Source organism: Prosthecobacter sp., assembly GCF_034366625.1.
GTDB lineage: Bacteria > Verrucomicrobiota > Verrucomicrobiia > Verrucomicrobiales > Verrucomicrobiaceae > Prosthecobacter.
The window spans coordinates 557,733-570,246 of record NZ_JAXMIH010000006.1; the positions used below are offsets into that span (position 1 = coordinate 557,733).

At 60.7% G+C, this 12,514-nt stretch carries 12 protein-coding genes; 5 read left to right on the plus strand and 7 right to left on the minus strand.

Going from position 1 to position 12,514, the window contains the following annotated elements:
* The first annotated feature begins 107 nt into the window (after positions 1–107).
* Positions 108–1,352 carry a DEAD/DEAH box helicase gene (locus U1A53_RS05140; RefSeq protein ID WP_322279419.1) on the plus strand — a complete coding sequence of 415 codons (1,245 nt, stop codon included), beginning with the start codon at positions 108–110 and terminating at the stop codon, positions 1,350–1,352.
* Here the strand turns inward: U1A53_RS05140 and U1A53_RS05145 are convergent.
* The 5 genes from U1A53_RS05145 to U1A53_RS05165 all read right to left on the minus strand — a co-directional run bounded on the left by U1A53_RS05145 (position 1,349) and on the right by U1A53_RS05165 (position 7,159).
* Positions 1,349–1,981 (minus strand): response regulator transcription factor, encoded by a 633-nt coding sequence (locus tag U1A53_RS05145; protein ID WP_322279420.1) that lies wholly within the window; start codon positions 1,979–1,981, stop codon positions 1,349–1,351. The genes U1A53_RS05140 and U1A53_RS05145 overlap by 4 nt on opposite strands.
* Complete coding sequence (locus U1A53_RS05150) at positions 1,978–3,888, minus strand: histidine kinase (protein ID WP_322279421.1); 1,911 nt, start codon at positions 3,886–3,888, stop codon at positions 1,978–1,980. The genes U1A53_RS05145 and U1A53_RS05150 overlap by 4 nt, the downstream gene beginning before the upstream one ends.
* A 59-nt stretch (positions 3,889–3,947) precedes the next feature.
* Entirely contained in the window at positions 3,948–5,075 is a 1,128-nt protein-coding gene (locus U1A53_RS05155) for an FN3 domain-containing metallophosphoesterase family protein (protein WP_322279422.1), read from the minus strand.
* Positions 5,072–5,527, minus strand: coding sequence for a hypothetical protein (locus tag U1A53_RS05160; protein ID WP_322279423.1), 456 nt, complete (start codon positions 5,525–5,527; stop codon positions 5,072–5,074). The genes U1A53_RS05155 and U1A53_RS05160 overlap by 4 nt, the downstream gene beginning before the upstream one ends.
* A gap of 267 nt (positions 5,528–5,794) precedes the next feature.
* Complete coding sequence (locus tag U1A53_RS05165; protein WP_322279425.1) at positions 5,795–7,159, minus strand: alkaline phosphatase family protein; 1,365 nt, start codon at positions 7,157–7,159, stop codon at positions 5,795–5,797.
* A 79-nt stretch (positions 7,160–7,238) separates the two neighbouring features.
* On the opposite strand from U1A53_RS05165, the gene U1A53_RS05170 reads away from it, so the two are divergent.
* Entirely contained in the window at positions 7,239–7,997 is a 759-nt protein-coding gene (locus U1A53_RS05170; RefSeq protein ID WP_322279426.1) for a glycerophosphodiester phosphodiesterase family protein, read from the plus strand.
* Between the two features lie 350 nt (positions 7,998–8,347).
* Positions 8,348–10,246, plus strand: coding sequence for an ABC-F family ATP-binding cassette domain-containing protein (locus U1A53_RS05175; protein ID WP_322279428.1), 1,899 nt, complete (start codon positions 8,348–8,350; stop codon positions 10,244–10,246).
* An 81-nt stretch (positions 10,247–10,327) separates the two neighbouring features.
* Here U1A53_RS05175 and U1A53_RS05180 read toward each other — a convergent pair whose 3' ends face one another.
* Positions 10,328–10,537, minus strand: a complete 210-nt coding sequence (locus U1A53_RS05180) for a hypothetical protein (RefSeq protein ID WP_322279429.1) — start codon at positions 10,535–10,537, stop codon at positions 10,328–10,330.
* Positions 10,538–10,564: 27 nt separating this feature from the next.
* On the opposite strand from U1A53_RS05180, the gene U1A53_RS05185 reads away from it, so the two are divergent.
* Positions 10,565–11,206, plus strand: coding sequence for a hypothetical protein (locus U1A53_RS05185; protein ID WP_322279430.1), 642 nt, complete (start codon positions 10,565–10,567; stop codon positions 11,204–11,206).
* A gap of 40 nt (positions 11,207–11,246) precedes the next feature.
* On the opposite strand, the gene U1A53_RS05190 is transcribed toward U1A53_RS05185, so the two are convergent.
* Positions 11,247–11,885 (minus strand): DUF1080 domain-containing protein, encoded by a 639-nt coding sequence (locus U1A53_RS05190; protein WP_322279431.1) that lies wholly within the window; start codon positions 11,883–11,885, stop codon positions 11,247–11,249.
* A gap of 224 nt (positions 11,886–12,109) precedes the next feature.
* Here U1A53_RS05190 and U1A53_RS05195 point away from each other — a divergent pair, with 224 nt between their 5' ends.
* The gene (locus U1A53_RS05195; RefSeq protein ID WP_322279432.1) at positions 12,110–12,427 is read left to right on the plus strand and encodes a hypothetical protein; all 318 of its coding nucleotides are present in this window, start codon (positions 12,110–12,112) and stop codon (positions 12,425–12,427) included.
* Positions 12,428–12,514 lie beyond the last annotated feature (87 nt).

Sequence of the window (12,514 nt, forward strand, 5' to 3'; positions counted from 1 at the left end):
TCCATACGGCGCTGGAGGCAGTCTTTCATGCCACGCGAGCGCGGGACAAGCACGAACCCTTCGACGTCGTCACCTTGCTGCTGCGCGGATAGGGCTTATAGAGAGCCATGCCTTTCTCCTCCCTCGGCCTCTCCGCTCCGCTTCTCAGTGCGGTCAGCCAATACGTCGCTCCAACGCCTGTACAAAGTGCCGCCATCCCGGTGGTGCTGAAGGGCGGGGATGTGCTGGCGACGGCTCAGACGGGCTCGGGCAAGACGATGGCGTTTGTGCTGCCGCTGCTTCAGCGCTGGCTTTCCACACGGCTGGAGAAGCCGCGGCGTGTCCACACGCTGATTCTAGTGCCCACGCGGGAACTGGCGGCGCAGGTCACTGAGACGGTGCTGCGCTGCTCGGTGCATCTACCGGAGCGGATCAAAGTGGTGAGCGCGTTTGGCGGAGTTTCGATCAATCCACAGATGATGGCGCTGCGCGGTGGGGCGGACTTTGTGATCGCGACGCCGGGGCGGCTGCTCGATCTCGTGGATCACAATGCGCTGCATCTTTCCTATGTCTCCGCGCTGGTGCTGGATGAGGCGGATCGGTTGTTGGATCTTGGCTTCGCCGATGAGTTGAAGCGCGTGCTCGCACTGCTGCCGAAGCGTCGACAAAATCTGCTGTTCTCGGCGACGTTCCCCGAAGCCGTACAAGCTCTGGCGAAGGAGCTGCTGCATGAACCAACGGTGATCGAGATCGAAAGCGCGCCGACTGAAATGCCTGTCATCGAGCAGCGCGCCATCGAGGTGGACACCGACCAGCGCACGCCGCTGCTGCGGCATTTGATCAAGACCGAAGGCTGGAAGCGCGTGCTCGTCTTTGTAGCAAAGCAATACAGCGCTGAGCATGTGGCTGATAAGCTGCGCCGCAGCGGCATCGGCGCGGTGGCCTTTCATGGCGACCTCAGTCAAGGCGCGCGCAGTCAGGCTTTGGCGGACTTCAAAGAGTCGCAAATTCAGGTGCTCGTCGCCACGGACCTCGCAGGACGCGGATTGGACATCGTGCAACTGCCCGTGGTGGTGAACTACGACCTGCCGCGCTCCGCCGTGGATTACACACACCGCATCGGCCGCACGGGTCGTGCGGGCGAAGCGGGTGTCGCGGTGAGCTTCATCACGGCAGAATCCCACGCACACTTCTGTCTCATCGAGAAGCGCCATCATCTAAGCATCGCACGCGAGCAGATCCCTGGCTTTGAGCCGCTGGATCTGGCACCGCCGCCCTCACCAAGCACCGGTGGCATCAAAGGCCGACGCAAAAGCAAGAAAGACAAACTGCGCGAGGCTGCAGCGCGACAGAGCGGCTCTGTTACTCGCTAAACAAGTCCTTCCTTGAGTGCCTTCGCCACGGCTCCGGTGCGCGTGTTCACCTCCAGCTTCTCGTAGATGCGGCGCAGATAGGTATCGACGGTGTGGATGCTGAGTGTAAGCCGGTCGGCGATCTCTTTTTTGATGAGACCGGTGGTCATGAGCTGGAGGATCTCTTTCTCGCGTTCACTGAGGCCGTAGTCGCTCTGCTTCGGAGCGAACTTGGAAAACATGTCGAGCACGCGACGGGCGATTCGCGAGGTCATGGGTGAGCCGCCGGTCAAGGCATCGCGCACGGCCTGGATGATCTCGGTGGCGCTACTAGTCTTCAACAGATAGCCGGCGGCACCAGCGCAGATGGCCTGGAAGACTTTGTCGTCGTCCTCAAAGACGGTGAGGATAACGACGAGCGTTTTGGGAGCGCGTTCCTTGATGAGGCGGATGCCGTCGAGGCCACTCATGCCGGGCAGACCGACATCGAGGAGGATCAAATCAGGTGTGTCGTCGTTGGCGAGTGCGGCGAGGAGCTTTTCGCACGAATCAAAATCGCGGGTGCATTGCAGGCCGGTTTCGGCATTCAACACGCGGACAAGCGTGCGGCGGAAAGCGGCGTGATCTTCGACAATCCAGATCTCGTTCATGGTAAAGTGGCCTCCAGCGTGATGCGCGTGCCTTTGCCAGGCACGCTGGTGATGTGAAGCGTGCCATCAAGCACTTCGGCACGATGACGAAGGTTGGCGAGGCCGTTTCCGGCGGTGACGGCATCGGCATCGAAGCCACAGCCATTGTCCTCGATGCGGAGGGTAAAGCGTTTTGCCTGCCAGGTGATCTCGATCATCACCCGCGTTGCTTGCGCATGGCGGGTGATGTTGTGCGCGGCTTCGCGGAAGAAAAGGAAGACCTGGCGATGAAACTCCAGCGAAGCGGTGGTCGGATCGTCGCCACTGGGCGTATTGAGGTGCCAGTCGATGCCTTTGAGCAGTGCGGCGGCGCTTTGACGCATGGCTTCGACGAGACTGGTCAGCTTCGGTGCATCGCCCTCGCGCACGAGCCAGATGATACCGCGCATGGAATCAGCGGCCTCGCCAGCAAGACGATGAATTTCTTCGAGTGATTCGGAGGCACCGTCTTCACGCAAGGCCAGCTCGGACATCAAACGGATGCTGCCGAGATGGCTGCCAATCTCGTCGTGCAAATCACGCGAGATGCGTTGACGCAACGCCTCCATTTCGAGACGACGCGAGCGACGCAGGTGGAGCAGGAAGGCGAGGGTGGCACCGATGCCGATGGCGGTGAGGGCGAGGGCAAGATAGACGGCGCGCTCTTGAGCTTTACGCACGGCGAGGTTGGTTTCGATGTCGAGGAAGGCCAGGCGGCCTTCGAATTCGCGTCGCTTCGACAGATCGGCGAGCCACCTGGCCTCGTCGAGCAGCACACCGGCGCTGGCGCGGCCTTCGAGCAGATTCGCGTGATTCCACGCGGCGGTGATGGTGCTGTCAGAACTCGTCACCGTGGCCTCGCGTGCAATGTTTTGGCCGTTTGCGAAGGCTTGCAGCTCCGCGAGCGCGAAAACGAAATCGCCGCTGCGCTCCCACAGGCGTGTGGCGGTGATTTGAATGCTGCGCGCGCGCAAACCGGGCGTGGAAAAGGCCACGGGGGTGTCGCCGGGATTGGTGAAATCGGCGGTGGTGCTGTCGAAGATGATTTTTCCATCCGCCTCGATCTTGAAGCGCTGCGGGAAGCCGAAACCGAAGCGGTCCGGGTAGTCGCGCGGATGCGCGGGGATGAGGCGGATCTCGTCGATGTCGCGCACGGAGCCGAGATCGACGCGCAACCAGCTCGTGGAGTCTGCGCGGGTGAAAATGGCGCTGTGCCAGCCGTTGCCATTCACGGCATCGGCGCGCAGCGGCAGACCGAGCGCATGGCAGCCATCGACGACATGCCTGGGCGACCACGTGGGCAGCGTCTCGACGGATTTTGGCGCGAGCACGGGGGCATGCAGCGCCACATTTCGCCCACCGCTGAAGACGAGCAATTCGCCGAGGCAGAAGATGAACTGATTCGCCAAGCGTGGCTTGGGCACGAGCTTCGTGGCGGTGAAACGCACATGCCGTGCCTTCACATTTAGCGCGGGGACAAACCAAGGCGCGAGCGGCATTGCCACGTCGCCCACGGTTTGATCCAGCAGCGTCGTGGATTCAGCAAAGAGCGGATCATTCGACGCGTCGATGCGGAAGCGCCGTGGGAAACCGTGCACCTCCGCAGCGCCGAGCATCGCCGGGATGACGACGACGGCGTCCAGTGCGCGCTCCACGCCGAGATCGATTTGAATCCAACGCACCGCATCCGGCTGTGCGGTGATGCCGCTGTGGAACCCAGCGTGCTCATGCGGCTGCGGCACGGGCATGGGCGGCAATTGATTGAGCTCCGCATGAAGCCACTGATGCTCATAATCCAGGCGCGTGAGCTTCGAATTCAGCCAAGCCCAAGGCACACCAGCCTGCGCGGCGGTGGTGACAAGAGCGAGACTGAGCAGCCAGGGCTTCAAACAGGGCATCATTCCCGCCGCGCCGCGAAGCGCAACCCACGCGTGCGCGGGACATGCCGTCACGGCTTGCGTTTGGCGATCTCGGTCGTGTCCAGCACCTCGCCGCGAAGGTTTTTGAACTGGAGCTTCATCGTTGGAGCACCAGCGGTGATAGTGAGGAGGAGGTAGTTGTCCACGCGAGCGTGGAACTTGGATTGTGGGTCTTTGTAGAGGTCGCCGTCGCCTTTGAGGCAGGTGTTGTAATAGGGGGGACCACCGCTGAGTTCGGCACGGTCGGCGAAGTAGCCGAAGCCGGTGATGAGGGCGCTGCCTTTGCGGAAATGCTCGTGCCACGCGCCTTTCGTGAGTCCCTGCACTTGCGTTTGCTTCTCGTTCATCAAAGTGAGCACGAAGCCGCTCGTGCTGGCTGCCATGGTTTCGGCGAACCATTGGAACTGCGGTGAATCCGGCTGCCAAGCGTGACAGGTCTGCCATGTGGTGCCGAAGTCCTGGATGTGATTGAGATCAAGCGCGATGAAACGCAGGTCGAAGCCGGAGAGGTCGAAGTGCCATTTCCATTCGTCGCCGGGCAGGGCGAAGAACTCGCGATACGCGGCGGCCTCCACATCATAGACGGCATGCGCAGGCGGTTTGGGGCCGCGGCCGGTGATCTCGCGGTCGTGATTGCCGAGGATCGGCATGAAGGGCGTGCGGCGAAAGAGATCGCGGTTGGCGTCGATGAGCGCACTGAAGGCTTTCGTGCCTTCTTTGCCCTTCTCGTGCAGGCTGGCGACGTTGTCGCCGACGGTGAGCAGCAGATGCACGTCGTCTTTGATGATGGCGCTCACGTCCTTGCCCGGCGCATAGCCCCAATCGCCGACGATGGCGATGCGGAGGTCTTTACTCGGGTAGCCTTTGAAGCTGGACACCGTCGAAACGTCATCGCCACTGCGCACGCGGTAGTGATAGACCACGTCTCTCTGCTCCAGCGGGATCTTGACGTGATGGAGCTTGGTTTTGCGCTCCGAGATCACGCGCTGTCCGAGCGCCTCGCTGGTGCCAAACTCGACGACGGAGTCGTTGGGCGTGTCGGTTTCCCAGTTGATGATGATCTTCGAGGGATCGCTCGTCGCATGCGTGAGCCAGATGCGCTCGATGGGCGCGGCAAAAGCGGTGGTGGCGGCGAGGAGAAGAAGGGGGCGGATCATGAAGGTTTGTCTCCAGCTCGGCGGATTTCATCCAGATCGACGATGTCTTGCGGTCTGCCGGCATGTGTCTTCGCTGTGATCAAGGACTGCTTGGAAAGGTAGTTGATGGGAAACCCCTCGCTTTCATCAATGGCCCGGGTTTCCCAGCAGGATTGGAATCGCAGTCCAGGCAGAGATGTCAGGAAATCAAACAGGACCGGCGCGCGCCCCACCATGTATTGAAAGCTCTCCTGCTCGAAGTCTGCGGGTGCCACGTCGATCAAAGGCATGCCAAACTCGCCGAAGGCGCTCATCACACGAACGGCATTGGCGGGTGACGGCTCCAGCCAGAGATCGAGATCCTTGGTAAAACGCGGCTGAGAGTAATGCATGGCCGCATAACCGCCCACCACGAGGTAGCGAACCTCATGCTTCGCGAACAGCCTTAGCAAGTCTTGAAAATCGGAGTTCATTCAGATCACGTTTCTGGGCTTTCCAGGTCTCCACCACCAGTTCCCAGGCGGCCTGCCGTATCTGGGCTCCGCCTGCCTGCTGCCAGAAACGGATGTTCTGTGTGCGCATGTCATCCAAGCTGGCGCATCGAACACCGTGCCAGCCGGTGCGCGGGGATGTCGTTGTTGTTGGATGCGGTTCCATGCTGGAAGGGAAATTAGAAGCTTTCGACGCCTTTTCAATACTGCCCTGTATTCAGATGGACAGCAGCGAACGCATAGGATGCATCATTTGGCGAGAATCTCCTCCAGCACGCGGCCATCTTGCTGCGGCAGCTTGAGGTCCATGAGTTTCGCGATGGTGGGTGCCACGTCGAGATTGGCCATGCGCTCAAGCACGACGCCTTTTTTGATGCCACGGCCGCTGGCGATGAAGATGCCGTCGAGTTCGGGGTCGCCATTGAAGAAGCCGTGCGTGCCGCCGTAGTTCGTGGTGGGCGCGGTCACCGCATCGCCTGCGGCGGCGTTGTTGAAGGCGTGGCCGTCCTTGGCGTAGAGCACGAGATCGCCCATGCCCTGGTTTTCCTCCGGCGTCGGCATGCCGAGTGTGTGGCCGTCCTTGCCTTCGATCACGCGATCCACGCCTTCGGTCTGCGCGAACATTTCCTTGAGCTTCGGCAGCAGCTCGGCCTTGCGGGCGGGATCGTTCACATAGACGAAGGCCATGCCGCCCTGGGTCATGCAAAAGGCGTCGCAAGTGGTGATCATGGGGCCGAGAGCGGTGGCGAGTCCGGCTTTTTTCAGCACGACGTTCGGATACACATACTTCGACACTTTTTTGAAGCCGTGATCGGTGGCGATGAGGAAGGTGGTGCGGTCCCGCAGGCCGCTTTCCTCCACGGCTTGGATCAAATCGCCGACGAGCTTGTCCGCGTAGGCCAGCGCGGTGTGGCTGGCCATGGTGCCGGGGCCGTAGGTGTGGTGCGTGGCGTCGGTGTTGAGCGTGTGATAGAGCAGCAGGTTGGGTTTGTGAGTCTTGAAGATGTGGATTGCGGCCTTGGTCCACATGTTGTCGAGAAAGGTCACGCTCTTGCGCTGTGGTCCGAGCTGCATCCACTCGATGTGCTCCGGCGTGATCGTGCCAGCGGCAATCATTTCCTTCACGACCGGGCTTTCGGCCTCCGGCAGCTCCGCAAAGCTCCAGGTGATGGTGCCGGGACGCGTGACGGCCACCCAGTCGGACTCCGCCGTGGTCAGGCCGTTTTGGTGAGCGATGTCATACAGCGTGGGCACATGCACCAGCCGCGATTTATCCACCCAAGGCTCGATCTTCGCGGGTTTGTTGCCTTCTTGCCGCACGAGCAGGCCGTTGAAGAGCACGCCGTGCTTGCGCGGCTCCACGCCGGTGACGAGTGTGGTGTGGTTGATCCAGGTGATCGATGGATTGCTCACCGTCATCGCCTTCGTGCTTGCGCCTTCGGCGGCCAGCTTGCGCAGGTTCGGCACCTGCAGCGACGGATCATTCCACATCCAGGCGGGGAAGCCGTCGATGCTGATGAGGATGACGTGATGGTCCTTGTTGCCCGACTTTGAACAAGAGGTCAAGCCGAGGACAATGACGATGCCGAGAAGAACGAGGGCGCAAAATTTCATTTGGGGCGAAGGGTTACGAGTGCTTGCCTCGTTTGCTTTCTCCCTCATGAAGTGCCTCGCTTTTTTTCTTCTCGCCGCCATGTCCGCCCACGCCGTCGAAATCATCGCGCATCGCGGTTTTTCCGCGCGTGCGCCGGAAAACACGCTCGCGGCGTTTGAACTCGGCTGGAAGCATCAGACCGATGCCTGTGAGCTGGATGTGTATCTTACCGCCGATGGCAAGACCGCCGTCATTCATGACAAAGACACGAAACGCACCGCCGGTGTGACGCTGGATGTGGCGAAGTCGAAGCAGGCAGACCTGACTGCGCTCGGTGCTGGCTCGTGGAAAGGCAAAGAGTGGGCGAATGAGAAAATTCCGACGCTGGAGCAAGCGCTGGCGACTTTGCCGAAGGGCAAGCAGCGCTTCTTCATCGAGGTCAAATGCGGCGCGGAAATCGTGCCGGAGCTGAAGCGCATCCTGGAGCCGATGAAGGATCGTGCGGATCAACTTGCGATCATCGCGTTCAAGCGCGACGCGGCGGCGGAATCGAAGAAGGTGCTGCCGTGGATCAAGGTTTACCGCCTCGCTTCCGGCAAAACGAAGGACAAGAAACCCACGGACCTGAAACAGCTCATCGCTGACACCACGGCGGACAAACTCGATGGCCTCGACCTCGGTGTGGCTGATTTTCCTTGGGATGAGACGATGGTGAAGCAGATCCGCGACGCGGGCTTCGGCCTCTACGTCTGGACGGTCAACAAACCGGCCGATGTGCAGCGTTTTGCGAAGCTCGGCGTCGATGGCATCACCACGGATGATCCAGTCATGGTGCGAGAGGTTTTGGCAAAGCCTTGATGGCAGTGGATCTCCTGATCCTGTAGGGATCAGAGAAGGTAGCCGGGGGTAAAGCGAGGAACGAGCGACACCCCCGGTTTCAATGAACGCATCGCCAAGTTCAAGGGCGCATGCCGGAGGTATGCGAGCAGCCTCCACCAGCTCAACGGCTACGAAGAGCCGATGAACGCCGCTAACATCCCCTCAGGATGCGCCCTTGATGGGAATGTGTGTCTTTCGAGGTTCCAGGGGTCTTTGACCCCTGGCTACCTTCTGCGATCCCTGCGGGATCGACTGAACGGATCGAAATCTCGTCTGAAAAAGGTCTAATCCGTCGCAGCAGCAGCAGATTGTGCTATCTCAACCGCCCCATGTCTCCCATCACCCCTGCCGTCGTTTCCGCCAAAGACCTGCGCCTTCAATTCGGGCTGCAGCAGGTCTTCAATGACGCGACGATGAGCATCCATGAGGGCGAGAAACTCGGGCTCGTGGGCCGTAACGGCTCCGGGAAGACCAGCCTCATGCGCATCCTCGTCGGCACGGAGAAACCGGACAGCGGCACGATCTCGCGGCGCAACGGCATCATCGTCAGCCACCTCGCGCAGGAGTTCACGCTCGATGACGACGCCAGCGTCATCGACAACATCCGCGGCGGCGCCTCGGTGCTGCTCGAGATGGTCGAGCGTTATGAATCCGGCGACTACAAAGGCGATCAGGAGGACGAATTGCTGCATCAGATCCAGCTTCACGACGGCTGGGGCGTCGAAACCCGCATCAGCACCGCGATGAATGAACTCGGCGTGGCGGCGGCGGATCGTCTCGTCAAAGGACTCTCAGGTGGTGAGAAACGCCGCGTGGCTTTGGCGCGTGCGCTCGTCTCGCAGCCGGATTTGCTGCTGCTCGACGAACCGACGAACCATCTCGACGCTGAATCCATCGAGTGGCTGGAGGTGTTCCTGCGCGATTTCAGCGGTGCGGTGCTCTTCGTCACGCATGACCGCTATTTCCTCGACCGCGTGGCCACGCGCATCATCGAGATCGACGACAGCCGCATTTACAGCCATCCCGGCAACTACAGCGCGTTCCTGGAGAGCAAGGCTATCCGTGAAGGCGTGGAGGCAAACTCGGAGCGCCGCCGTCAGAGCTTTCTGCGGCATGAGCTGGAGTTTGTGCGCGCGGGCGTCCGAGGCCGGGGCACCAAACAGCAGTCCCGGCTGGATGAATTCGACCGCGTGTCCGCCATCGCGGCTCCCGAGGCCGAGCTGGTGATGGATTTGATCATCCCACCGGCCCCGCCGCTGGCGAACACGGTGGTCGATGCCAAAGACATCGGCGCGCACATCGACGACCGCTGGTTGTTCAGCCATCTCGACCTCAGCTTCGAGCCCGCCACCTGCACCGGCATCATCGGCCGCAACGGTCTAGGCAAAACCACGTTGCTGCGCATGCTGATGGGCGAACAGCAGCCGAATGAAGGCAAGGTCGTCATCGGCAAGCGCACCATCTTCAATTACGTCGATCAGCAGCGCCTGCTGCTCAATCCCGAGAACAGCGTGATGGAGGAAGTAGCAGGACCGATGTCGGAGTTTGTGCAGTTCGGCCCGGAGAAGCTGCATGTGCGCACGTATCTGCGGCGCTTCCTGTTCACCGATGATCGTGTGACCATGCGCGTGAAGGAACTCAGCGGTGGCGAGCAAAGCCGCGTGCTGCTGGCGAAAATCCTGCGCCGCGGCGGCAACTTCCTCATTCTCGACGAACCGACGAACGATCTCGATCTCGCCACGATGCGTGTGCTCGAAGAAGCCATCATGGCCTTCAAAGGCTGCGCGCTCGTCGTCAGCCATGACCGCTACTTCCTCGACCGCGTCTGCACCCGCCTGATTGCCTTCGAAGGCCACGGCCGCATCCACGAATGCGCTGGCAACTACAGCTACTACCAGGAAAAACGCGCCGCGCGAGCCGCCGCCGAGCTGGCTCACGTCAACGCCGCTGTGAAGAAGGAAAAAGCCGCCGCCGCCAACGCCCCCAAGCCGCGCAAGATGTCGCAGAAGGAGCAGCGCGAGCTGGCCGACTGCGAAACCGCCATCGCCACCCTGGAGAGCGAGATCGCCGTCATGGAAGCCGAACTGAGCAACCCCGAGCTGTTTGTGAAGCTCGGTGCTGGCACGAATGACTTCATCGCCAAACTCGATGCGAAGAAGCACGAGCTGGAAGGCAAATTCACGAGCTGGGCAGCGCTGGAGGAGATCCGGGTAGCGTGTGAGGGGTGAGTTTGGGCGGCCCTGCGGAGATTCTCGCGTGACAGTATTTGTCCTGCTCGTGTAGCCTCCCTGTCCATGAAACCAACAATACTAGCGGTTGTGGCGTTGTCTCTGAGCATGCTGCCAGGCGGAGCGCACGAAGAGATCGACTACGAAATCACGAGCGCGCATGAGGGCCTGAAGGAAGCGGCCAAATTTGCGATCTCCAAAGGAGACAAGACGCTCTTTGATACATTGCTCAAAGCGGGCCTCCAGATCAACAAACCCCTGGATGCAGACTACAAAGAGTCGGCGCTTCATGAGGCAGTCTCGCGTGAGAACCCGGACATGATCCGCTATTTGTTGAAGCAAGGAGCCAACCCGCTGCTTCGAGACAACGGGGGCAATCGTCCGATTGATGATCTTGAACGCGAACGGACGACGGACATCACACCGTTCATCACGGCCCTTGCCAGAGAGCCGACTGCCTACGACAAAAAGCAACTCATGCAGATTCCCGTGGCGGTATGGCATGAGATCCTGGGAACACCGGAGCCTGCGCCAGATCCACTCGCGCCTCCTGTTGGAGACCCGGGCGTCATTCTCTTGGTCCCCTTCGTTTCCATCAATGGAAAGGACCCAGCCCCTGAAATGACACCCACTCTCAATGCCCATTTTCCTGGCTGGCGCTCACGCAGCCGCGCTCAAGAGACGATAGAGAATAAAGTTACCCACATCTACTGGGACACACAAACCCACGAACGTGGAGAAATCGTTGAGATAACGCTTGTTTCCTCTTCATCCAAAGAGGTGTCTGCCCGCAGTTCAGGTGCCATCACCAGCCATGTACGGAAACAAGATCTTCCGGCCTATGAGTTCAAAATCCGACGTGCCACTGGCCCCTTTCTCTCAGGCGGCGGCTGGGGCGGGCATGTCGTGCTCATCGCCGGATATTGGGTGAAGGTCGGCACGGCAGGCTGGGACGAGTGATCGACGAGCGCTTCCCTCTCGCTCACATCGTGCTGTTTTACTACAGCACCTTGATCTTCACATTCCGATACCACACCGGTGCCTGCGCTTTACCGTGGAGGCCCTGGAGGCCGATGGGGCCTTTGCGGGCGAAGTCTTTGAGGGCGACGGGGAATTTGTTCGGGGTGCCGTCGGGGTTCTTCTTCACTTCGGGCCAGTTGTCGAGATTGGCATCAATCACGGTCTCGCCGTTGAAGACCACGGTCACTTGCGGGCCTTTGCAGGTGATGGTGAAGCGGTTCCACTCGCCGACGGGCCTGGCGGCGCCCTTGCTGGGCGGCATGGCGTCATAAATCGCGGCGACCATGCCGTACTTGCTGCCGTCGGCGCTGTCATGGACCTGGATTTCGAGGGCGGAGAGGACGTTCTTGATGTCGCCGGAGCGGAGGAAGACGCCGCTGTTGGATTCTGCGATCACCTTGAACTCAAGGTCGAGGATGAAGTCGCCATACGAGTCCTTCGTCCAGAGCGTGTCGTGGTCCTTGGCGACGAGGACGCCCTCGGTGAAAGCCCAGCCGCCGGGAGCGACGGTGTTCGAGAGATCGGTGGCGAAGAGATCTTTCCAGCCGGTGGTGTCGGGATGTTCGGCGGCGAAGGTGAGGCTGAGGGTGGCGAGGAGGGTGAGGGTGATGTGTTTCATGGTGGTGGGCATCCAACGTGAGCTTGGAGGGAAAGGTTCCAAGTTCCAGAGGTAAAAGCGCGGCACGCCGCAGCCCCAGCGCGGTCTGCCGCCCGGCCTGGAGTCGTGCCTGTGCTCCCCGGATTGTGCCGGGGTGAATTTTATCGAATTGCTTTTTTCTCCGCCGCAGCCCATCATTCTAAAAACCAGGAAATTCCGCTCCTGATCTCATCCACGCCACCTCAATGAAACTCGCTCGCTCCCTGTTCATCCTCCCGGTTCTTGCCGCCCTGTCCCTGGCCTCCTGCACCCATACCCGTCATGTGATTGGCCACGACTACAACATCACCACCTACGGCCCCGACAGTTTTGGCGGCCACGGCGGCGGTTACGGCAGTGGTTACGCCATCTGGCCGATGCCCACTGACAACTACGCGTTGTACGGCACATTTGATGATCCTTACGCCTGGGGCGACAGCGGCTACTACCGCGCCACCCAGGCCATACCTGCGCCAAGCTATGAGTCGACCTCATCTTCCAGGCAACAGACCTCCGGGAAATGACGAAGGGATGCCGCGCCGATTCGCCCACACGAAACGCAGGGGTGATCGGCGCGATTGATCCGGCTCCTGACGCGAATGACTGAAGCC